This window comes from Sulfuritalea sp. (assembly GCF_017302275.1).
Taxonomy (GTDB): domain Bacteria; phylum Pseudomonadota; class Gammaproteobacteria; order Burkholderiales; family Rhodocyclaceae; genus Sulfuritalea.
This window is the reverse complement of the sequence record NZ_JAFLDR010000008.1, coordinates 102,612-123,518: the sequence shown is the minus strand read 5'-3', so window position 1 is coordinate 123,518 and position 20,907 is coordinate 102,612. Positions and strand designations below refer to the sequence as shown.

Here is a 20,907-nt window from a genome sequence, read left to right as displayed (position 1 = left end):
TCGTGGGGCCACATAATAGTCGTTGTCGGTATTTAGTCAATTGACCTGTCGATGTCAATTGTCCGCACCGTTCGGATCAAAACGAAGCCGTAGCGCTCATCGTGGCTGACCTGTCCGAATAATCGGTCCCAGGAGTCGTTGAAGCACGTCTTGACTGCTGGATGGATGCCGTAACCGTTACGCTGCGCATCGGCGTCCAACTCAAGCTGAGGGATTCCCTGCCGGTCTTGTCTATGCGGCTGAATGCCCCTGGAACCAGTGCGAATCCGCCGAACGTACGTGTTTCGCGACCTATGCTTGCACGCATGGACAATTTTCCGCTCAGCAGGACGTTTCCCGACAGATCGGTTAAGTTGCGTATAGCAAAACTGCTTGCTGTATCTTCCCAGCTATCGGTAGTACGTGTCCGAGCCAGCGTGAGACTCGTTTTGGCTGTAGCCGCCCACGCAAGGCTGAGATTGCCGTTCCGTCCAGCGAAATCGCGAACGCCAAAATTTTTGTATTGCCTAGATACGCGGCCCAAGCCAGCTGTCAGTCTCGTTTTGCCAGTTACCGGCCAAGCTAGGCTAAAGTCCTCGCGTGTGTCGGAAAATCGACTATCGCTCAGAGTCAGTGGATTGGGGGCGCGCGAAAAGTCTCCATTGCTCTTGCTGCGATTCAGCGCGATCGTCGTTCCTGACAGAAAAGCATAGCGGACCAGCACGTCGGCGACTCGTTGTTCGTTACTTGCATCCTCGACAAAGGTTTGGCTATTGATTTGCTTCGATTGCGTCAATCCTGTTCCCACTGTCCAGCCGCCAATGATGTTCCACTCGGCATTTGCGCGGCGCGATTCGGAAGTGCGTAGATTCTGTCCGGTACCTCGGAAATCAGCAAAGTCGGATTGCGATTGCTGACGCGAGGAACTGATGGTTCCCGTCAGATGCGGCGTGACCTGCCATCGCCAAGCAGCACTGTAGTTGTTGTTCTGAGAGTTCAGTGAATCGAATTTTCGATACCTATTGTCGACCAGGGTCGCGCTCAGGTCAAAGCCCTGTAATGATACCGATTTACGGGCTGCGACCGTAACCTGGGTCGAAGTGAGTTGGTCGCGTGATACGCCTGCATCCGACGAGCGTTTGAATAGATTGTCGAAATAGGTACGGGATACGACCACATTGGCTGCAAACAAGTCCTCAACTCCTGCCACTGCAGGAGTGATCGCGAGAACAAGCAGCGCACCTAGGCAGAAGTGCACCCGATCAACCGCGCTCATTCAACTTGCTGCGCTGCCAATAAATGGGAGCAGTCGGTCGCTGGTTTCTCGCAAGCGCTGGGAAGTGATCTGCAGGAGGATCAACAGTATCTTGTTGCCCAACGACGGATGCAACACGAGGATATCGTAAATGGTATCTCTAGTCAGGACGGCAATATCGGTTGGCTCTCTGGCGATGCACGTAGCAAATCTCGGCTTGCCGTTGATTAGGGACATCTCACCCAGTGAAGCCCCGGGTCCGACGACGGCTAACTGTTTTTCCTCGCCGGCGGCACCCTGCTTTACAACCGCAACCTCTCCGGTAAGGACGATTACAAGAAAATCACCGTCTTCATTTTCTTTCATGATCACGTCGCCGCGGTTGGCGCAATAACACTCCATTTTCGAGCAAAGCTGTGAGATCTCGGCATAGCGAAGATCCTCGAACAGCGTTATGTGATCGATTATTCCAAATATCTCTTCCTCGTACCGCGACGCGCTACCCAAACTGGCGAAACCTTCCAAAGCAGACAGCAAAGGCCTGTTCAGGTTAATGCTGGGCATTTCCTCCGGAAGATGGTTTCCGTGTGCGTCGCGTGGCATTTCCAGTTTAACGGCTATCCAAAAGAATACCAATGCAATTCAGTGTAGCGACAAGTTACCACTTTTGGTGCAATTTTTCCATCTTGCTGGGCTTGGGTTAGCCATAACGGGAAACCTCGGAGCGGTTTGGAAAAAGTTCAGGGAAAATCTGGATGAAGGCGCGTCAATCTATGAGGCAAATCCTAAGCCAATTGACTCATTGATTTACAGTTAATTGCGTGCTCGCGGGTTGCCGGTTCCTGTGAAGTGTTTGGGACTGGTGTCTGTTTGAGATTTTGCAGGAAAAGCGCGCCGTAATGCAACGACCTGCGTTCGAAAGTGTTGCCACGATATTGAGTTCGGAAAATTGAGATGAACGTCAGAATTCTTTCAAGCAAGTCCATTACAATGATACTTATGAGGTAGCAAGGAAAGGCAGTCTGGGCGCTCAGTTTGTCGGTGTTAGCGCCGCTATTGTTGTCGACGTCACGTGGGTGGTTTTTGATGGAAGGCTTGTTCGCGCTCACAGACAGCGATGAGATCTTTTTGGTTACCTGTTATTTTTTGCGGATTGCTCGGATGGGGCATGTCGCACTTCCGGTATGCGCATTTTTTAGGGTATCCGTCGGACAGTAATGCGTGATGTAAACATTCATAACGACGGGATAGGAATTCTGCAGACGGCGGAGGCGTCGCTTCGTATCCGGGATCATCGTGATTTGGTTCAGTGGTTACAGGGCGACGTCCAGAGCTTTCTTCCCCATGAAGTCCTCATTGCCGCGTGGGGTGATTTTGGTGCAAGCAGTATTACTTTCAATATTCTATCTGCATCCCCTCATTTGCGGCCGGAAGGAAAGTACGGGTTTGGCAACCTGAGCCCTAGCGGAGTTTCGATGTGTCTCGAAGATAGCAAGCCGATAGGAACAAGGCGGTGCGGTGCGTTTTCGTTCTTATTGGATATGCGGGATCGATGGCTGGGCCATCGGTGTCGTCCTTATGTGGCCCTCAAGACTACAACTGAAGACGATTTTGCCTTTATCTGCCAGCGTTGCGATCGCGACGCGGCAAAACTTCTTGGCAGCATGCGGTCGAGTTTGGTCCATGGATTCAGCGATCAGCGTGGAAAGCTTGAATGCATATATATATTCCTGAGTTCCAAGGATCTGTCCGATACAGTTTACCGGCGCAGTCTGCGATTCTTCCTGCCCTATCTGGATCATAGCCTGCGGCAGGTTTCCCATCTTCCAATTCAGGGCGACGATACCAGTTCGAATGCGTCTGTAAAAGACGAATCCGGTGATCTGTCAGGCCTTAGCCAAAGAGAGGTTGAGATCATGGAATGGGTGCGTATCGGCAAGACAAATTTTGAAGTCGCGATGATTCTGAATATCAGCGCATTCACGGTTAAGAATCATCTGCAGCGAATTTTCAGAAAATTGGATGCATCCAATCGCGCCCAAGCAGTTGAGAAACTCAATCGGCTGAAGCAAGATGCCTGAGTCCGGGAAAAGCGTTGCGTCGCGTTTTCGACGCGCGTCTACCCTTACCATTGGAAGAGACAACTTGCTGGACATTGCCGAGGCTCTTCTTGAGCCTCTGGCGTTGGTACTGTCACTTTGGATGGTCGCTGTTTATTTTGAAGGTGAGTTGCTGCCGCAGTACCTGATCTTGTCAGTGGTACTTTTTGCATTGACTTTTCCGGGGTCCGCCAGGCTCGATCAGCCACTTTGGCGCGCAGCCCGGAATATCGTTCTTGGTTGGCTTCTGCTTGCCGCGTTGCTGATGTTACTAGGCTATGCCAGCAGGTACCTGCGCATATTCCCGAAGAATCTGGTATTTGCCTATCTATGGGTGGCCCCGCTTGCACAGATCGTGGCCCATTTGCTTATTCGTTTCATGGCACCGTTTTTTTCGGAAGTCGATGGGACTTCCCGCCCCACAGTGATTGTCGGAATGAACGATCAAGGTCTTGCGCTGGCGCGACGCATCTCGGAAAGCCCTTACGGATCTACCCATTTGTTAGGTTTTTTCGATGACAGGAAAATGGATAGGCTTAATGGCGACGACATGTTTCCGCTGCTGGGACGAATCGCCGATCTCGCACCTTTCATCAAGTCTCGGCACGTCCAAACTATCTACATTTCGCTACCGATGGCATCACAGCCGCGAATACTGGATCTGTTGGATGACATGCGAGATACCACCGCCTCAATCTATTTCGTACCCGACTTTTTCGTTACTGACCTTATCCAAGGTCGGATCGACATGGTTTGTGGCATGCCGGTTGTCGCAGTTTGTGAAACCCCATTTCGCGGGGCGGATGGATTGGTAAAGAGGATCAGCGACATAGTTCTTGCCATTGTCATTTTACTGATCATTTCGCCATTGCTGGTTGCCGTTTCCATCGGGGTAAAGCTCACTTCACCGGGGCCTGTTATCTTTAAACAGCGCCGCTACGGCCTTGATGGAGCAGAGATCTTGGTTTACAAGTTTCGTTCGATGACGGTTTGCGAGGATGGAGACAGTATCCGCCAGGCGCAAAAAGGGGACAGCCGCATTACGCCGCTAGGTGCGTTTCTGCGGCGTACTTCTCTTGATGAATTACCACAGTTCTTCAACGTGTTACAAGGGCGAATGAGCATAGTTGGACCGCGTCCGCATGCGGTGGCGCATAACGAACTTTATCGCAAGATCATTAAGGGTTATATGGTTCGCCACAAGGTGCGGCCGGGTATCACGGGTTGGGCGCAGGTAAACGGCTATCGCGGCGAAACTGAAACCGTCGAAAAGATGCGTGGCCGCGTCGAATACGACCTCGACTACCTGCGGAACTGGTCATTGCGCCTGGATATTTACATTATTTTCAAGACGATACTGGTAATTGCCCGGGGGCAGTCAAGCGCCTATTGAGCTCCATTCGGTGTGTGAGGTCTTGCGCTTCGAGACCCACGGTACTTGGTACGATTAGTCCGAACGGATCATTGCAGAGGCGAAAACGCCGTGCAATAATTTAACCAGATGTGTAAGGCAGGGCTCGTTGGGTAGGTTGGCGAGTTGGTTAATTTCTGTATGGAGGGTTGCTAACATGAAACGTATTATTTTTGCAACAGCGCTACTCGCTGCCACCGGCGCCGCCAACGCCGGGTTGTCGTTCTCGGTTCTTTCCACGGAGACCCGCACTGAAGCTTTTGGTAAGCCCGGCAATGGTATCGACACCGCTTTTTCAGCGGCGGATGTCGCCGCGCGTGGTTCGGGGTCTTTAGTTAGTACGGGTGCGCTCATGGCCGACTCTGCAATGGAGTTGCGGTTTACCTATCTTGGATCGGAAGCTGCCTACGACAATGTTCTTAAGAGCTTGTACGTAGGTGGGGCCACGCTTTACGATGACTCCGACAACCCTAGTCGGGTCCCTACCGGGTATGTTCCAAGCGTGCTTGGGGTGACTTCGATTAATCTTCAAATGACCAGCGCCGGCGCGGTCGACTTCATGTTCGAAGGTGACAATACCTATGGCGTAAACAGGGCCTACAATGATCGCGTGCTTCATGCTGCTTGGAGTCCCGCAGGTGTTGCTGGCTGGTCGGACACAACTTCCATTGGCCTGATCGGTACCAATATGGTTGTCGCGGGTAAGACTTACGCCTACGTTCTCGGCTACAACGACAGCGCCGGTCAAGCAACCTTGGGCGATTGGGACGACTTCGTGATCGGTGTTAATGCGGTTCCGGAACCCGAAACCTACGCGATGCTGCTTGCCGGTCTGGGTCTGATGGGTTTCGTTGCCCGACGTCGCAAGCAGTCTGCCACGGCCTAACTGGCATTTGCTCTGAACAAAAAACCCGCTTCGGCGGGTTTTTTGCTTTCATCTCCGGCTACCAAGGAGTTCGGAGATGGCGGACAATTCAACGCAAGGGCTGGCAATTCATGGAAAAGCGAATGAGGGTCGAGAAATCAAGGTCACCAGACGCAATCAGTGGGGTGTTGGCGTGGCTCTTGATTGGCAGCGTGGTCGCATTGATGATTGCCTACTGGTCCTGGTTGTTCGTAGTTCGACCGTTACCTTCGCCACCGATTTTTATGGAAGGCATGCCAGATCGACTCGCAAACCAGATTCAGGCGAGGCATCTTTTTGGTGTGGCGGGCGGAGTCGTTGGCGCGATGTCAGTGATATCCGATACGGGGCAAATGATCCTGGCTGGAATTGTCTCGTCGGGCAATGACAAGCGCGGGGTCGCAGTTATTCTTGTAGAGGGAAAGAAAGCAGTGACGGCTAGAGTAGGACAAGAAATCGTGCCGGACGTCATTTTGTCGCGGGTGGCCCATGATCACGTCGAACTGACGCGGCGCGGACAAACAATAAACTTGAGGCTTCCGAACAAAAAATGAAACGCACAGTGTCCGTGGCGGGAACAAATCGATTCGCGAAGTTTCTCGCCGTCTTGCTTTTTGCTTTCCCTTCCTTCTCTTTCAGTGCCGCGCCGGTCGAGAAGGAGAAGATTGCGCTGAATTTCGTCAATACGGATATAGAGTCCGTGGTGAAAGCAGTCTCGATAATTTCAGGACGAAATTTCGTGTTGGACCCCCGTGTGAAGGGCACCATCAATGTGGTGTCATCGAGCCCGATTGCGCCGGAACTCGCCTATCCGATACTGATATCGGCCTTGCGTTTGCAGGGTTTTACGGTGGTTGAGGGGAATGGAACGGGTGTAACAAAGATCATTCCCGAGGCGGATGCAAAAACACATGCCATACCGACCACAACCCAAAGCGGCTTAGGGGAGTATCGGCTTGTCACCAGGGTATTTGCGATCCGAGGCGAATCCGCAGCACAACTCGTACCGATACTCAGGCCACTGGTCAGTGCAAGCAACGTAATAAACGTCTATCCCGCAAACAACACTTTGGTCGTTACCGACTACGCCGACAATATCAAACGGCTTGAAAAGGTAATAGCAACCATTGAGCAAGGTGGCAGCGACAATACCGCCGTATTTCGGCTTAAGCATATCGCTGCTTCCGACGCCGCAAGCTTGTTGTTCAAGCTATTCGGAGAAGGCTCTGCCGCGAATGCAGCGGATCCTGGGCAGCGCGCCGCTATCGTCGTGGATTTGCAGAGCAATAGCGTTGTCGTGCGTACCGATACCAGCGTCGTACTGGGACGCATTCGGAGCTTGCTGAATGAAATTGATCAGGCACCAGTGGTATCGGGAAATATCCATGTCATTACGTTGAAGAACGCCGAGGCAGCCAAGCTTGCCCAGACTTTGCGCGCAATTTTGTCTGGTGATGCCAGTGCGTCGGCGAATGCTGGGACAGCGGGGGTTTCCGGGGCGGTCGGGGGGGGAGCCGGTGGCGCCGCCGTTGTATCCGCATCGGGAGCGGGGGGCGTCAAGGGCAGCTCGATTCAAGCCGATGCAACAACGAATTCGTTGATAATTGTGGCTCCGGAGCCCGTATTCAACAATTTGCGCAGGGTTATCGATGCGCTCGATCGCAGGCGCGCGCAAGTCTTTATTGAGGCTTTGATCGTCGAGATATCGGCCGATCGGGCAACGGAGTTGGGGTTTCAATGGCAAAGCTTCGCCGGTGCTGCGACGACGGCGGCTACATTCTTTTCGGGGACCAACTTTGCAACCGCCAAGGCTCAGCAGATAATAAATGGCACCGTCTCGGCGAAGGCTGGCGCGGGTTTGACTGTTGGTGTGGCCAAGGCCGGAAGTCTTGGGGTTCTGGCCCGGTTTCTCGAGACAGAAGCAAATGCGAACATCTTGTCTACGCCCAACCTGATCACTTTGGACAATGAAGAGGGAAAGATTGTCATAGGGCAGAATCTGCCGTTTGTCACTGGTCAGTATGCCCAAACCGGATCATCTTTGACTCCGACGCCCTTTCAGACCATAGAACGTCGTGATGTCGGACTGAGTCTGAAGGTGAAACCTCAGATTAGCGAAGGTGGGACGGTCAAAGTGCAGATCTCGCAGGAGGTGTCCTCGGTAAACTCGACAACCAGTTCGCTTGGACCGGTCACCAACAAGCGCGCCATTGATTCTACAGTGCTTGTTGAGGACGGTGGGATCATAGCTCTCGGAGGGCTTATCGAAGACAACTACGGCGCAGGGGAAGAAAAGGTTCCCGTGCTTGGTGACATACCACTGTTCGGCGCGCTCTTTCGCTATGAAACCAGGAAGCGTACGAAAACCAACCTCATGGTATTCCTGAGACCGCAGGTTCTTCGCGACGAGGCGTCTACGGAAAACGTCGCATCGCAGCATTATGGTCGTGTGCAGCGTGAGCAGTCTCGGGTCGCGGTCCGCGACAGGCAAATGCCTGGTGAGGCGTCGCCGCCGCAGTTGCCCGGGAGTGCTCAAAACGTACCTTCCAGTGCGGAAGCGAAGCCAGTCGCCGGCCCAGAGACAAAGGCCCAATGATCGACCTGCCGGCCAGGTTTCCCTATGCGTTTGCCAAGTCGCAGGGGGTCATGCTGTTAGCTGTCAAGGGTGGCCAAGCGCAGTTGTTGGTGCGGGACGAAGCCTCGCTCGAGGCGTTGGCGGAGGCAAAGAGAATGGTTGCTGTCCCGACCACGATCGTCATGGCCACTTCCGCCGAATATGATCGGCGGTTGGCTGAAATCTACAGTGCCGCTACTGAAACTGCCGCGTCGGTTGCCGACGACATTGGTGGTGACCTTGATCTTTCCCGACTGCTGCAGGACCTTCCGAAGATCGACGATTTGCTCGACGAGCAAAACGATGCGCCTATCATCCGAATGATCAACGTCATTCTTACGCAGGCGGTAAAGGCAAAGGCGTCGGACATTCATATCGAGCCCTTCGAGCAGGCGTCCGTTGTCCGATTTCGGCAAGATGGAACCCTGCGCAACGTCATATCTCCCCGTCGGGCGCTTCATGCCGCGATGGTTTCACGCATCAAGATCATGGCGAATCTCGACATAGCGGAACGACGCGTGCCGCAGGATGGCCGGATAACGATCAGGATTGCCGGGCGACCGATAGATATTCGCGTTTCCTCGGTTCCGACCAATCACGGCGAACGGGTGGTGCTTCGTCTTCTGGACAAGGATCCGGAGCAGCTGAATCTTGGGGCGCTTGGTATGGACCTTCCAGTCCGCGAGAGAGTCGATCGCCTGGTGCATCAGCCGCATGGGATCGTGCTGGTCACAGGTCCTACCGGCTCCGGGAAAACGACGACTTTGTATGCGGCGATTGGACGACTCGATTCGCAGGCATTGAACATAATGACGGTAGAGGATCCGGTCGAGTACGAGCTTGCCGGCATCGGCCAGATACAAGTCAATCCGCGCACGGACCTGACGTTTTCCAAGGCGTTGCGGGCCATTCTTCGACAGGATCCGGATGTCATCATGATTGGCGAAATCCGCGATATCGAGACTGCGCAGATTGCCGTTCAGGCGAGCCTGACGGGACACCTCGTTCTGGCGACCCTGCATACCAACGATTCTGTAAGCGCGGTTACCCGGCTGGTGGACATGGGGATCGAGCCGTTTTTGCTCGCATCGAGCCTGAGCGGCGTTCTGGCGCAGCGGCTGGTTCGGCGTCTGTGTCCAACCTGCCGCGAAGCATATCCGTCCGGGCCGCGTGAACGCGAGTTGTTTCCGGAATGGGATATGCCGAAGGTTCTATATCGTCCATCGGGCTGCATCGAATGCGGTCAAACTGGCTACAGCGGGCGGGCGGGCATTTTCGAGGTGTTCGAGCTCGATCCGTCTATTCGAGCGCTCATTCATGATGGTGCCGCCGAACAGGTGATTCGCGAGAAAGCCGTAGCCGGGCAACTCCATACATTGCGTGCTGACGCCCGGCGCTGGGTCGCCTCGGGCGAAACCTCGCTTGAAGAAGTTCTGCGCGTCATCCGGGGATAATGGCTGTTTACAGGTACACGGCAACCGATCTCGCCGGTCATGAGCTTCGCGGCATCATCGAAGCCGAGAGTGGTCGCCACGCGCGCACGCTGTTGCGCGGGCAAAACCTGTTTCCTGCAACGGTAACACCGGCATCCGATCGATCCCTTGAAGCAGTCACAACATGGCGGGGCGCTCGCATGGGCAATGCCGCGCTGGTTCTGCTGGCGCGAAGGTGGTCGATTCTGCTTGTGTCCGGCATGTCGCTGGAAGAGACGTTGAATGCACTCGTCGAGCAAGTGGATGACGATTCGGCGCGGGAGGTTCTGGTTGGAGTGCGGGCCGAGATTCAGGCCGGCCATCCGCTGTCCTCGGGCTTGGAGCGATTTGCCGACGTATTTCCGGAAATTTATATCGCGATGGTCAAGGCTGGCGAGAAGACTGGCGACCTTGGAACCGTACTTGAACGCCTCGCAGACTATCTCGAGGCCCGCTATGAAGCGCGTCGGCGACTAGTGCAGGCGCTGGCCTATCCGCTACTTGTATCCATCGTTGCGGTGGCCATTGTGATCGGCCTGATGGTGTACGTGGTGCCGACGGTTGTCGCAGTTTTCGCGCATGGCAAACAGGCCTTGCCATGGTTGACCCGCGGGCTGATCGCGGTCAGCAGCCTGATTCGTCATTACGGCTGGATACTTCTCGCCGCGGCTGTTGTCGTTCCGCTTGTTTGGCAGCGGGCAATGCAGTATCGCAATGCCCGTTTTCGCTTGCATGCGGCGCTGCTTGAACTTCCACTCCTCGGTAATTTGTTAAGAAGTTCGGATAGCGCGAAATTTTCGGCAACGCTCGCCATCCTTCTCGGCAGCAATGTTCCTTTGCTTGAAGCGCTGACCGCCGCAAGAAGGACGCTACGAAACCTGCGGATCAGTGAGGCGGTTGGACGAGCTGTCGAAAGAATCCGGGAGGGGGCGCCAATCGCTCGATCTCTTGGAACAGAAAAAGTGTTTCCTCCGATGATGATTCACCTGATCGCCAGTGGCGAGTCCAGCGGTGCTCTGGCGGCGATGCTGCGGCGGGCCGCCGAACAGCAACAGAAGGAACTTGACCACTTTACCGCCCTGGGGGTCGCCGTATTCGAGCCCGCGCTTATCGTAGCCATGGGTTTGCTTGTTATCCTGATTGTTTTTGCAATCCTCATGCCCATCATGGAGATCAATCAACTTGTCATATGATCAGCCCGGGCGCGAACTAGCGCCTGCAAACCAAAGTGGTTTCACGCTCATAGAAATCATGGTGGTAATTGTCATTCTTGGCGTGCTGGCGGCTTTGGTAATCCCCAAGGTGATGAGCCGTCCCGACGAGGCGCGTGTCATGGCGGCCAGGCAGGATATCGCAACGCTGTCCCAGGCGCTAAAGCTGTACCGATTGGACAACAAGCGTTATCCGACTGCCGAGCAAGGTCTGGCGGCATTGGTCGCCAAGCCGGAACTGCCACCGGTTCCGGACGGATGGAAAGCCGGCGGATACGTCGAACGTTTGCCTGCGGATCCATGGGGCAAACCCTATCAATATCTCAATCCCGGCGTGCGCGGCGAGATCGACGTATTCAGCTATGGAGCCGATGGCACGCCCGGAGGCGAAGAAACCGATGCCGACATAGGTTCCTGGGCCATATAGGCTGACGATGTGATCCGAGACCCGGGATTTCCTCGCCGTCAGGGCGCCGATGGCGGATTTACCCTGGTAGAAGTTCTGGTGGCGCTTCTTATCGTCGGTTTGATCGGTGCTGTAGCGAGCTTGCGGGCGGGTATCAGTCCGGTGGTGGCAGTCGAAGACGAAAGCAACAGGTTGGGGCAGACCATCGAGTCGGCTCTGGATCGTTCCCGATTGGCGCGTACTCCCATCGTATGGCGTGGAGGTCCGGACCAGTATGCGCTGACGATACTGGAAGGCGGGAACGAGCGCACCATTGCCCGGCGAGAACTCGACACGCAGGTCAAGATCACATCGGTCTGGAGCGAAGGCGCATTGCAGAATCCACCTTACGAACTCGTGCTCTCCGGTAGGGACCCTCGATTGTTCAGAATTCGCTTGGGTGGTGAGCAAAGTACTTTGTTCGAACTGCGTTCCACGTTGCTCGGAAGGGTCGAATTGGTACGGGCGAGTGAAATCAAATGAATTCGTGGCGTCGAGCAGCGGGATTCACGCTCATCGAGGTCATGGTCGCATTCATGGTTCTCGCAATTGCGATTGCGGCAACCATACGCATGTCGTCCAAAAGCACCGACCTTGCGCAGCAACTCCGGGCGAGATTGTTGGCGGACTGGATCGTTCAGGATCGGCTTGAAGAGCATAGGGCGATGCGGTATTGGCCTGCTGTAGGGGTTCGCGAAGGAGTGATCGATCAGGCTGGTCAGAGTTTCCGCTGGCGGGAGATTGTTGCGCCAACCCAGTTTTCACGATTTCGCCGAATCGAAATCGTCGTTTCCGCCAAGTCCGATCCGGATACCGTGCTAGCGAGGCAGGTGACCTCGATAGCGGGTCCAGGCTTCTGAGATGTCTGAAAAGCGGTCCCGGGGGCTGACTCTGGTCGAGGTGCTGGTAGCGCTCGCGATCCTGGGTTTGCTTTCACTGCTGGCCTACCGGGCGCTTGATTCGACATTACGCGCGCGGGATCGAACATCCCTGGAAGCCGAACGCTGGAGGGAACTTTCGTTTTTTTTCCGCCGCCTGCAGGATGATGTTGGACAAATCGCCAACCGGGGTCCTCGCTTGCCATCCGGCGAGCGTCAGCCGGTATGGAAGGGAGGTGCGTCATCACTGGAGCTCGCAACCTTTGCCGATGGCAGGCAAGTTCTGCGACACGTCCACTATCGCTTGAAAGACGGCTTCGTGGAACTTCGCCTGTGGCCGGTCTTCGATGCGGCGCCGGGGACTGTGCCAGAGGTGCACCGAATCGCGCATTCGATTCGTTCGCTTCGCTTCACTTTCCTTGATGCCTCGAGGCGGTGGGCTGCGGAATGGCCACCCCGTGCGGATGGCTCCGAGATCCCGTTTGCGATTCGGGTTGAGGTGACAATGGACGATGGCATGCACATCAGTCGATTGTTTGCAGTGCGATGATGACGCCGATGGCACCAAGGCAATCCGGCTCCGCGTTGATCCTTGCCTTGCTGGTCGTCGCGATCGTTGCAACATTGGCATCGTCGATCCTCTGGCGGCAGGAACTCTGGATCGCGGATATTGGCATGCAACGCGAGAAAGCCGTATTGATCGGCCTGGCACGCAGTGGCACCGATTGGGCGCAGGCAATCCTCGCCGAGGACGCGCGCACGAGCGCGATCGATCATCTGGGCGAATCTTGGACACAAAAAATTCCCTTGATACCGATCGATGAAGGAGAGCTTGGCGGCTTTCTCGATGACCAGCAAGGGCGATGGAATCTGAACAACCTTGTGCGAAACGGGAAGGCCGATCCTTACCAGTTCGAAATCATGCAACGATTGCTGGAGAGTCTCGGTTTGCCGGGCGAACTTGCGTTCGCGCTTCAAGACTGGATGGATAGCGATGGCGAGTCATCCGCGACGGGGGGAGCCGAGGATGACTTCTATCTGTCGCTGCGTTCACCGTATCGCGCAGCAAACGCCATGTTGTCCCACGTGGATGAATTGCGTCTGGTACGAGGATTTTCGCCCGATGTCATCGAGAAACTTCGTCCCTTCGTTACCGCGTTGCCTGAATTCTCCGCCATCAACGTCAATACTGCACCGCGCGAGGTGCTGGCGGCTTTGCAGCAAACATACTCGGACAGCGATCTTGATGCGGTGACCAGCAGGCGGGAGCGCCTGCCGTTCCGGGACCTCGCGGACTTCCGTGGTACTCTTAAAAAATCCTCTTTCGATACGCGGGAAGGGCTGTTGACGACGGCCAGTCAATACTTTCAGGCGAATGTGGCCGCCAAATACAAGGATTCATCCATCGAACTCGTCTGCATGATCAGGCGCCACGCAGGGCGCACCGAGATTGTCTGGCTACGGCATACATGAAAGCCGAACGCATTCTTCGCCTCTATCTGCCGCGCGAATGGCCGAGCGAGGAGGCTGGCTGTTCCTGGGCTCTGCTCACGAGAGATTTTCGCGTCATTGACCGGGGGAGTGGAATTCCCAGTGAATGGCCTGCGGCCGACGAATGCGAGGCCGTGGTTACCGCCGACCAGGTTTCCTGGCTCTCGATCAGCCTCCCGGAGAAAATGGGACGTGATGCCTCGCGGATCATTGCCTACGCACTGGAAGATAAGCTCATCCAGCCGCCCGAGACGATGCACATTGTCCTTTCGAAGGAAGCCGGATCCGCAATTGCCATAGGTAGGGCACGGCTGGGAGAGATCACCGAGGCCGTTCGTGCCGCGGGCCGCAAACTGGACAGGCTGTTTGTCGATATGCAATTGGCGGCGCCAGCGGACGGTGAATGGATAATTTGTCGGTATGGGGAATCCACATTTTTACGAATGGGCTCGCAAAGCGGGTTGGCGATCGATTGGCCAGGGACGGCCCCCCCGGAAGCGCTGGCTATTGCCGTTGCGCGGGCTCACGGAAAGTTGCCGACGCGACTTGTTGTCAGGCTTCCGGCCGGGAAGGCAGCGACCATTGATGGATGGGCGTCTGTCCTGAGCCTGCCAGTGGTTGCCGGAATCAGTTTTGATCCTTTGGCAGCGTCGACCGTAGGTGCCAATAACCTTCTCACCGGTCAATTTGCCCCAACAGGTGCATCTGACACGGCTGGCCGCAGGTCGCGCGTCGCGTTAATTGCACTTGCCGCGCTGGCCCTTGGACATACCATGCTCTCCCTAGCGGACTGGGCGTGGCTGGCGTACCGGGCATCGGTACTTCGGGAGGAGAGTGTCGCGATCTATCGCCAGACTTTTCCTGACAACAAGACTCCATTGCTTGATGCGCGCGTTCAGATGCAGCGCGAGGTGGATTCGGTATTGCGTCTGCGTGGCAGGGTAGGAAGCGGCGACATGCTGGCGATGCTCGCGACGATCAGCGAGGAACTTCCTGCGGGAGTTCAACCCCGCCACATTCTCTTCGATCGCTCGGTTCTGGAACTCGTGGCAATGCTGCCGGAGGGTGCCGCGCTTGGCATGGCTTCACGTTTGCGCGCGTGCGGCTACGACATGGATGCCACCGTATTGCGACGAGACTCTGCGGGCAGTGAGTACAAATTAAGGATGTCGGTGCGATGAAACTCGTGGAGACGCTGCGGCGCCAATGGGAGCGAGCCCTGGACAAGCGGACCGGCCGCGAGCGTGTCGCCCTGGCAATAATGCTTGTCACCATTGCAGGTGCGATCTGGGTTCAGCTGCTTTGGTCCGCGCACCACGCGAGAGCCCGTTACGCGGTTTTGATTGCCGAACTGCAGACGCATAACGACGCAATGCGACAGGCCGCTGCATCAATGCTGGCTGCCAAGGCGCTGGGGATAGCAATTCGTCCGATCAGTGCGGAGAAGGCGCTTACCGCGTTCGCCGACGGCTTGCGGGGCGCTGGCGTTGCCGGTCTGGCCGTGTTGCCTGATGCGCAAGGCAAGGTTCGGCTGTCAGGAAATGCCGAGTTCGATGCATGGATTGCCTGGCTTGCGAAAGCCCACGCCGACTATGGTGCTCAGGTTTTGCGAGCGTCGATCGAGCCGACTGGGCAAGCGGGCATGGTAAAGATAGAAGCGATCTTGGCATTGCCGGAAATTCGCTAGCCGATGCGGCTTCGTCTTGGTATTGCAATCACCTTTGTCCTGACTTTGGTGTTTCTGGTGTTGTCCGCGCCAGCCGCGATCCTGGAGCGTTTGGGACCTTCCACGAATCCAATCAAAGCGGCCGGCTGCACTGGTTGGCTTTGGGCCGCAGGCTCATGCCGGATATTCATGAGATCGAAAGATGGATGGTTGCCGGCCGGCGTGATTTCCTATGTGTGGCGAGTCAGTCGCGATTCCGGTGTCCATCTGGTGTTGGATCATGATGGGCGTGCCGCCGGGACGATCCATCCGTCGCTTGATGGCTGGACGGCCCGAAGTCTGGAGTTTCGGTTATCGACGCTGCCAACCGGCCTGTTGCCGAAGCATATGGCCGCCCCATGGCAACCTAGGGGCCGGATGGCAATCACCGTGTCATTGGTTTCCTGCGGATGGGATTCGGGCCAATGCGCGGGGAAGGGGCGACTCCAGATCGACAGTTTGTGCGCAGGCAGGGCCGGCAGCTTGCTGGGGGACTACCTTATGGACATCGAGTTCCGTCGCGGTGGTCACATCCATGGGCAACTAACGACACCGTCGGGGCCGCTAATGCTTCAAGGGACGTTCGAGAAATCTCCAGGACAGAAACCGCGTATTGTCGGCCGGGCGACGATGGGAGCGGAAGTCGGCGACGATATTCGACAACTGTTTGGCGCCATCGCGCAACAGGATGGTGCAAACAGCTTTATTTTTCCAGGACCACGCTAGGCTTAACCATGTTCTGGATGAAGTTCCGCGTTCTCTTTTAGTGAAACCGGATCAGCAGGTTCAGTGAAAACAAATCGGCTTCGCTTTCGCCCACGCCCGTATCCTTGCCCATACGGCGGTAACGTTCCCATTCGCCACGGGCTGCCATGGTCTTACTGAAGTCGTATTGCGCCCCCGCCCCGAATTTCCAGTTCAACTCGCGTTCCTGAAATGTTGATGGGCTGCCTGGAGTGAGGCCTACTGCGCCGGTGGTGGATAATTGCTTTCCGGTTTCCGTCGCGATGCCGCCCAGTTTTCCGATCACAGAAACATCGCTGATCCCTGTGGGCATCATTCCCACCAGGTCAACAAACCAGCCGGTATTCCTCGAATCAATGCCAATGCTTCCGGTTCCAGGCGCGGTCATGTTTCGTGTTGCGCGGGACTTGCCGAGATCTACGTAGCCAACCTCGACGGCCATGTTCGGATTGGCCTTATAGCCGGCAAATATCTTGGTGCCGGTACTGTTTTCGCTTCGTTGCAGCTCACTTGCCGTCGCGCCGGTGATGCCCAGGGCACTCGAAGGAATGTACGTTTTTGACGGCCCGACACCGATGCCGCCATAGACCTTTTCCTGCGCCATTACAGTCGCCGATGCATTTAGTATGGCCACCAGCATTCCGCACCGCACAGCGTTTCGGATCATGTGCATCTTACGTCTCCATTTTTGCTGCCTTGATCTCATCGCGAAAGAACCGGATTCGCGCGTCGTTATCGCCCCGAGCCAACGTCCCGAATGGCGAAACGCGGAAGCCAGCTTTGGGCAACGACCTAACCGGCCGGAATTCAGAGTCGACCGAGAAATCGCACGACCCACCGAATAGCGTCATGTTCTCCGATTGCCGTGTATTTTGATCTGACTAAGTGATTGGGTAACACCCCGTCAAATCAAGGCTTTCGGCGGGCGTGGGAACTTTTCGGGATGCAGCGAGCGTCAACGTAGTTGCCGTCCCGTCAGCGCCGACTGTTGTGAGATCGGCCGAGACGGTCAAGATTTGCCATACGGGGGATTTTTCGAGCGATCCGCGGATGGATTAAGTTACAGGCATAATTCCAGTCTGTAGTCCATGCGTGACCGCTTTTGGAGCTTCCAATGCTGTTTGCCATCTTTTACGTGATTGCCATCACCATTCTGGTGCTGCATTTCACCGGTTTTCTGTTGCGCCACGATCTGGAATGGATCGTTCTGGTTCTAGCGGTTGTCACGTTTCCGGCAGTGCTGTACCTCTAAACCCCGGTCGCCTTCCCGGGCGAGGTCCAACTCTACCAATGCCGCTCCGTCGACACTGAGCGGCATTTTCATGCACGCGGATGGTGATCCGCGCTATTCGTCGATTCGGCTATGCCACCATAGGCGAAGATCACGACACAGTCCATTGGCATCCAATTCAATGATCGCGATGCCGTCGAGTGCCAGGCGCGGCAGCGGTTCGCCCGGCTGGCGCGCCAGCATGTTGGTGCCGCTGGAGGCGGCCCACATCTTGAACATGTCTTCCGAGGTTACCTGGTAGGTGGTATGCCAGTGGGCGATGCCGCCCGCACCATGGCGCTGCAGCACTTCATAGGTGAGTCGGATGTCAGTCTGCAGTTTGGTGCGCTGCCAGTACTGCCTGATGGCCTCATGTCCCTGCTGCACGGCAAACGGGGTGTTGCGGTAGGTGCCTTCGGCGGCGAACAGCGATGCCAGCAGGTCTTCGTCGCTGGTCTCCCATGCACGCTTGTAGCTTTCCATGAATCCGTCGATGTCCATGAGCCGTCTCCTTTGATGATGCGTGGAATGATGCCGTAACGCGATGAAACGCTGTGATAAAATTTCGCCCATTCGAATGGCAGGGCGCACCGCGTGATTTTCGCGTGAACCGTGCGCCCTGTTGCTTTTCTGGAGTAGCGCAATGCTGGTGATCACCCTGCCCGATGGATCGAAACGCGAGTATCCGCAGCCGCTGACGGTGGCGGAGTTCGCTGCGTCGATTGGCGCCGGCCTGGCCAAGGCGGCACTGGCTGGGCGCGTCGATGGCCGGCTGGTCGATACCTCGTTCCTGATTGAGCGTGACGCCCAGGTCGCCATCGTCACCGACAAGGATGCCGACGGCCTCGATATCATCCGCCATTCGACCTCGCACCTGATGGCCTATGCCGTCAAGGAACTGTTTCCCGAGGCGCAGGTGACGATCGGTCCGGTGGTCGAGAACGGCTTCTACTACGACTTCGCCTGCAAGCGCCCGTTTACGCCGGAAGACCTGGAAGCGATCGAAAAGCGCATGGGCGAATTGGCGAAGAAGGATCTTCCGGTCACGCGCGAAGTCTGGCCGCGCGACAAGGCGGTGGAATTTTTCAAGTCCATCGGCGAGCACTACAAGGCGGAACTGATTGCGGCAATCCCGTCCGGGGAGGACGTCTCGCTTTACCGCGAAGGAGATTTCATCGATCTGTGTCGCGGGCCGCACGTGCCTTCCACCGGCAAGCTAAAGGTCTTCAAGCTGATGAAGGTGGCCGGCGCCTACTGGCGCGGCGACCAGAAGAACGAACAGTTGCAGCGCATCTACGGCACGGCCTGGGCGAAGAAGGATGAACTCGATGCCTATCTGCACATGCTGGAAGAAGCCGAGAAGCGAGACCACCGCAAGCTCGGGCGGCAGCTTGATCTGTTCCACGTGCAGGAAGAAGCGCCCGGCATGGTGTTCTGGCATCCGCACGGCTGGACCGTATGGCAGGAGGTGGAGCAGTACATGAGGCGCGTCTATCGCGACAACGGCTATCAGGAGGTGCGCTGCCCGCAGATCCTCGATCGCAGCTTGTGGGAGCGCTCGGGGCATTGGGAGCATTTCAAGCAGAACATGTTCACCACCGAATCGGAAAGCCGCGATTACGCCGTGAAGCCGATGAACTGCCCGGGGCATGTGCAGATCTTCAATACCGGCGTGCGCTCCTACCGCGAGCTGCCCTTGCGTTACGGCGAGTTCGGTTCCTGTCACCGCAACGAACCTTCCGGCGCGCTGCACGGCGTGATGCGCGTGCGCGCCTTCACCCAGGACGACGGCCACATTTTTTGTACCGAGGACCAGATCCAGTCCGAGGTCACGGCCTTCAACGACCTGCTGCGCAAGGTGTATGCCGATTTCGGTTTCCACGATGTCGCTGTCAAGCTGGCGCTGCGCCCCGACGGGCGGGTCGGCGAGGACCACCTGTGGGACAAGGCCGAGAGCGCGCTGCGGGCAGCCTTGACGGCCAGCGGCCTGAGCTGGGAGGAGTTGCCGGGCGAGGGCGCCTTCTACGGGCCCAAGATCGAATTCCACATCAAGGACGCCATCGGCCGCTCCTGGCAGTGCGGCACGGTGCAGGTCGATTTCTCCATGCCCGGCCGCCTCGGCGCCGAGTTCGTGGGCGAGGACAACAGCCGCCATACGCCGGTGATGCTGCACCGCGCGATCCTCGGTTCGCTGGAGCGCTTCATCGGCATCTTGGTCGAAAACCACGCCGGCGCTTTCCCGCTGTGGCTGGCGCCGATACAGGTGGTGGTAGCGAACATCTCCGAGGCTCAGGCCGATTACGCCGAAAATGTGGCAAAAATGCTGCGCGAGGCCGGTCTCCGCGTCGAGAGGGATTTGCGCGGCGAGAAAATAAACTATAAAATACGCGAACATAGCTTGTTGAAGCGGCCTTACATCGCTGTCGTGGGTGACAAGGAAAAGGCCGCAGGGTTGGTCGCTTTGCGTGCCCGAGGCAATCAGGATCTCGGGCAGATGTCCCCTCAGGCCTTGATTGAGCGGCTGCTGCATGAACAATGCAGCAGAAGCGCGTCGGTCTGATTTTTTAATTTTTTGGAGAACTAAACCATCGCTCAGGAAAAAACGCAGCGCCTCAACGAAGAGATTACCGCTCCCGAGGTTCGACTGGTTGGGGAAGGCGGGGAACAACTGGGCATAGTTCCCATTCGTCAGGCGCTGACACTGGCCGAGGAGGCCGGTGTGGATCTGGTGGAAATTGCACCAACTGCAGTGCCGCCAGTCTGCAAGATCATGGACATCGGCAAGTTCAAGTACCAGGAAGCCAAGCGCCAGCACGAGGCCAAGCTGAAGCAGAAGCAGGTCGTGGTGAAGGAAGTCAAGTTTCGCCCGGGTACGGACGAAAACGATTACCAGATCAAGCTGCGCAACGTGATCAAGTTTTTGGGCGAAGGCGACAAGGCAAAGATAACGCTGCGTTTCCGCGGACGCGAAATGGCGCACCAGGAAATCGGCATGCGCATGCTGGAACGGATCAAGACCGACCTCGAGCAGCAGGCGATGGTCGAGCAGTGGCCGAAGATGGAGGGACGCCAGCTGATCATGGTGCTGGCGGCCTCCAAGAAAAAGCCGCACTGATGCAGTAACGGAATTTGTTCCGCATGCCCGGCATGTGGATACAAGAAGTGGTTGCGGGTCACCAAGCGTTCCCGAGGCGGGAAACACCTGGCAGCCATGTAATAGGGAGATCTTCGATGCCGAAGATGAAGACCAAGAGCGGTGCCAAGAAGCGCTTCATCGTGCGCGCTTCCGGCGGCATCAAGCGCGGGAGTGCGTTCAAGCGCCACATCCTGACCAAGAAAACCACCAAGAGCAAGCGCCAGCTGCGCGGCGTGCACGAAGTGCATGCCTCCGACGTCAAGTCGGTGCGCGCCATGCTGCCCAACGCTTAA

The 20,907-nt window shown here is 56.5% G+C and carries 23 protein-coding genes; 19 read left to right on the top strand and 4 right to left on the bottom strand.

Annotated elements, in window-relative coordinates; translation table 11 throughout:
- Window positions 1-76: 76 nt before the first annotated feature.
- Complete coding sequence (epsL, locus tag J0M27_RS06605) at window positions 77-1,255, bottom strand: XrtB/PEP-CTERM-associated polysaccharide biosynthesis outer membrane protein EpsL (protein ID WP_294988838.1); 1,179 nt, start codon at window positions 1,253-1,255, stop codon at window positions 77-79.
- Window positions 1,256-1,837, bottom strand: a complete 582-nt coding sequence (locus tag J0M27_RS06600) for a cyclic nucleotide-binding domain-containing protein (protein WP_294988836.1) — start codon at window positions 1,835-1,837, stop codon at window positions 1,256-1,258.
- Between the two features lie 614 nt (window positions 1,838-2,451).
- Here J0M27_RS06600 and J0M27_RS06595 point away from each other — a divergent pair.
- The 15 genes from J0M27_RS06595 (at window position 2,452) to gspN (ending at window position 16,190) form a co-directional block, all read left to right on the top strand.
- Window positions 2,452-3,315 (top strand): LuxR C-terminal-related transcriptional regulator, encoded by an 864-nt coding sequence (locus J0M27_RS06595; RefSeq protein ID WP_294988833.1) that lies wholly within the window; start codon window positions 2,452-2,454, stop codon window positions 3,313-3,315.
- 73 nt (window positions 3,316-3,388) lie between these two features.
- A complete protein-coding gene (locus J0M27_RS06590; protein ID WP_294988872.1) occupies window positions 3,389-4,726 on the top strand; it encodes an undecaprenyl-phosphate glucose phosphotransferase in 1,338 nt (445 codons plus the stop codon).
- A gap of 175 nt (window positions 4,727-4,901) precedes the next feature.
- Complete coding sequence (locus J0M27_RS06585) at window positions 4,902-5,630, top strand: FxDxF family PEP-CTERM protein (RefSeq protein ID WP_294988830.1); 729 nt, start codon at window positions 4,902-4,904, stop codon at window positions 5,628-5,630.
- A 122-nt stretch (window positions 5,631-5,752) separates the two neighbouring features.
- Entirely contained in the window at window positions 5,753-6,202 is a 450-nt protein-coding gene (locus J0M27_RS06580) for a type II secretion system protein N (protein ID WP_294988827.1), read from the top strand.
- A complete protein-coding gene (gene gspD / locus J0M27_RS06575; protein WP_294988823.1) occupies window positions 6,199-8,244 on the top strand; it encodes a type II secretion system secretin GspD in 2,046 nt (681 codons plus the stop codon). Before J0M27_RS06580 ends, gspD begins: the two co-directional genes overlap by 4 nt.
- The gene (gspE, locus tag J0M27_RS06570; RefSeq protein WP_294988819.1) at window positions 8,241-9,716 is read left to right on the top strand and encodes a type II secretion system ATPase GspE; all 1,476 of its coding nucleotides are present in this window, start codon (window positions 8,241-8,243) and stop codon (window positions 9,714-9,716) included. The genes gspD and gspE overlap by 4 nt, the downstream gene beginning before the upstream one ends.
- Entirely contained in the window at window positions 9,716-10,927 is a 1,212-nt protein-coding gene (gene gspF / locus J0M27_RS06565; protein ID WP_294988816.1) for a type II secretion system inner membrane protein GspF, read from the top strand. The genes gspE and gspF overlap by 1 nt, the downstream gene beginning before the upstream one ends.
- Entirely contained in the window at window positions 10,917-11,372 is a 456-nt protein-coding gene (gspG, locus tag J0M27_RS06560) for a type II secretion system major pseudopilin GspG (RefSeq protein ID WP_294988813.1), read from the top strand. The genes gspF and gspG overlap by 11 nt, the downstream gene beginning before the upstream one ends.
- Before the next feature lie 9 nt (window positions 11,373-11,381).
- Complete coding sequence (locus tag J0M27_RS06555) at window positions 11,382-11,873, top strand: prepilin-type N-terminal cleavage/methylation domain-containing protein (protein ID WP_294988811.1); 492 nt, start codon at window positions 11,382-11,384, stop codon at window positions 11,871-11,873.
- The gene (gene gspI / locus J0M27_RS06550; RefSeq protein WP_294988808.1) at window positions 11,870-12,250 is read left to right on the top strand and encodes a type II secretion system minor pseudopilin GspI; all 381 of its coding nucleotides are present in this window, start codon (window positions 11,870-11,872) and stop codon (window positions 12,248-12,250) included. Before J0M27_RS06555 ends, gspI begins: the two co-directional genes overlap by 4 nt.
- Window position 12,251: 1 nt before the next feature.
- Window positions 12,252-12,818: a type II secretion system minor pseudopilin GspJ gene (gene gspJ, locus J0M27_RS06545; protein ID WP_294988805.1), complete on the top strand. Its 567-nt coding sequence runs from the start codon at window positions 12,252-12,254 to the stop codon at window positions 12,816-12,818.
- Complete coding sequence (gene gspK, locus J0M27_RS06540) at window positions 12,818-13,741, top strand: type II secretion system minor pseudopilin GspK (protein WP_294988802.1); 924 nt, start codon at window positions 12,818-12,820, stop codon at window positions 13,739-13,741. The genes gspJ and gspK overlap by 1 nt, the downstream gene beginning before the upstream one ends.
- Window positions 13,738-14,940 (top strand): type II secretion system protein GspL, encoded by a 1,203-nt coding sequence (gene gspL / locus J0M27_RS06535; RefSeq protein ID WP_294988799.1) that lies wholly within the window; start codon window positions 13,738-13,740, stop codon window positions 14,938-14,940. The genes gspK and gspL overlap by 4 nt, the downstream gene beginning before the upstream one ends.
- Window positions 14,937-15,446 (top strand): type II secretion system protein GspM, encoded by a 510-nt coding sequence (gspM, locus tag J0M27_RS06530; RefSeq protein WP_294988796.1) that lies wholly within the window; start codon window positions 14,937-14,939, stop codon window positions 15,444-15,446. Before gspL ends, gspM begins: the two co-directional genes overlap by 4 nt.
- Window positions 15,447-15,449: 3 nt before the next feature.
- Window positions 15,450-16,190 (top strand): type II secretion system protein N, encoded by a 741-nt coding sequence (gene gspN, locus J0M27_RS06525; protein WP_294988793.1) that lies wholly within the window; start codon window positions 15,450-15,452, stop codon window positions 16,188-16,190.
- A gap of 37 nt (window positions 16,191-16,227) precedes the next feature.
- Here gspN and J0M27_RS06520 read toward each other — a convergent pair whose 3' ends face one another.
- On the bottom strand, window positions 16,228-16,848 hold the full coding sequence (locus J0M27_RS06520) for an outer membrane beta-barrel protein (protein WP_294988869.1): 621 nt from the start codon (window positions 16,846-16,848) through the stop codon (window positions 16,228-16,230).
- A 474-nt stretch (window positions 16,849-17,322) separates the two neighbouring features.
- On the opposite strand from J0M27_RS06520, the gene J0M27_RS06515 reads away from it, so the two are divergent.
- Window positions 17,323-17,460 (top strand): hypothetical protein, encoded by a 138-nt coding sequence (locus J0M27_RS06515; protein ID WP_294988790.1) that lies wholly within the window; start codon window positions 17,323-17,325, stop codon window positions 17,458-17,460.
- A 93-nt stretch (window positions 17,461-17,553) separates the two neighbouring features.
- Here the strand turns inward: J0M27_RS06515 and J0M27_RS06510 are convergent, their stop codons facing one another.
- A complete protein-coding gene (locus tag J0M27_RS06510) occupies window positions 17,554-17,979 on the bottom strand; it encodes a nuclear transport factor 2 family protein (RefSeq protein WP_294988788.1) in 426 nt (141 codons plus the stop codon).
- A gap of 142 nt (window positions 17,980-18,121) precedes the next feature.
- Here J0M27_RS06510 and thrS point away from each other — a divergent pair, with 142 nt between their 5' ends.
- From thrS to rpmI, 3 genes are all read left to right on the top strand, one after another.
- The gene (gene thrS / locus J0M27_RS06505) at window positions 18,122-20,038 is read left to right on the top strand and encodes a threonine--tRNA ligase (RefSeq protein WP_294988785.1); all 1,917 of its coding nucleotides are present in this window, start codon (window positions 18,122-18,124) and stop codon (window positions 20,036-20,038) included.
- A gap of 27 nt (window positions 20,039-20,065) precedes the next feature.
- Complete coding sequence (infC, locus tag J0M27_RS06500) at window positions 20,066-20,593, top strand: translation initiation factor IF-3 (RefSeq protein WP_294988866.1); 528 nt, start codon at window positions 20,066-20,068, stop codon at window positions 20,591-20,593.
- A gap of 116 nt (window positions 20,594-20,709) precedes the next feature.
- Entirely contained in the window at window positions 20,710-20,907 is a 198-nt protein-coding gene (gene rpmI, locus J0M27_RS06495) for a 50S ribosomal protein L35 (protein ID WP_294988782.1), read from the top strand.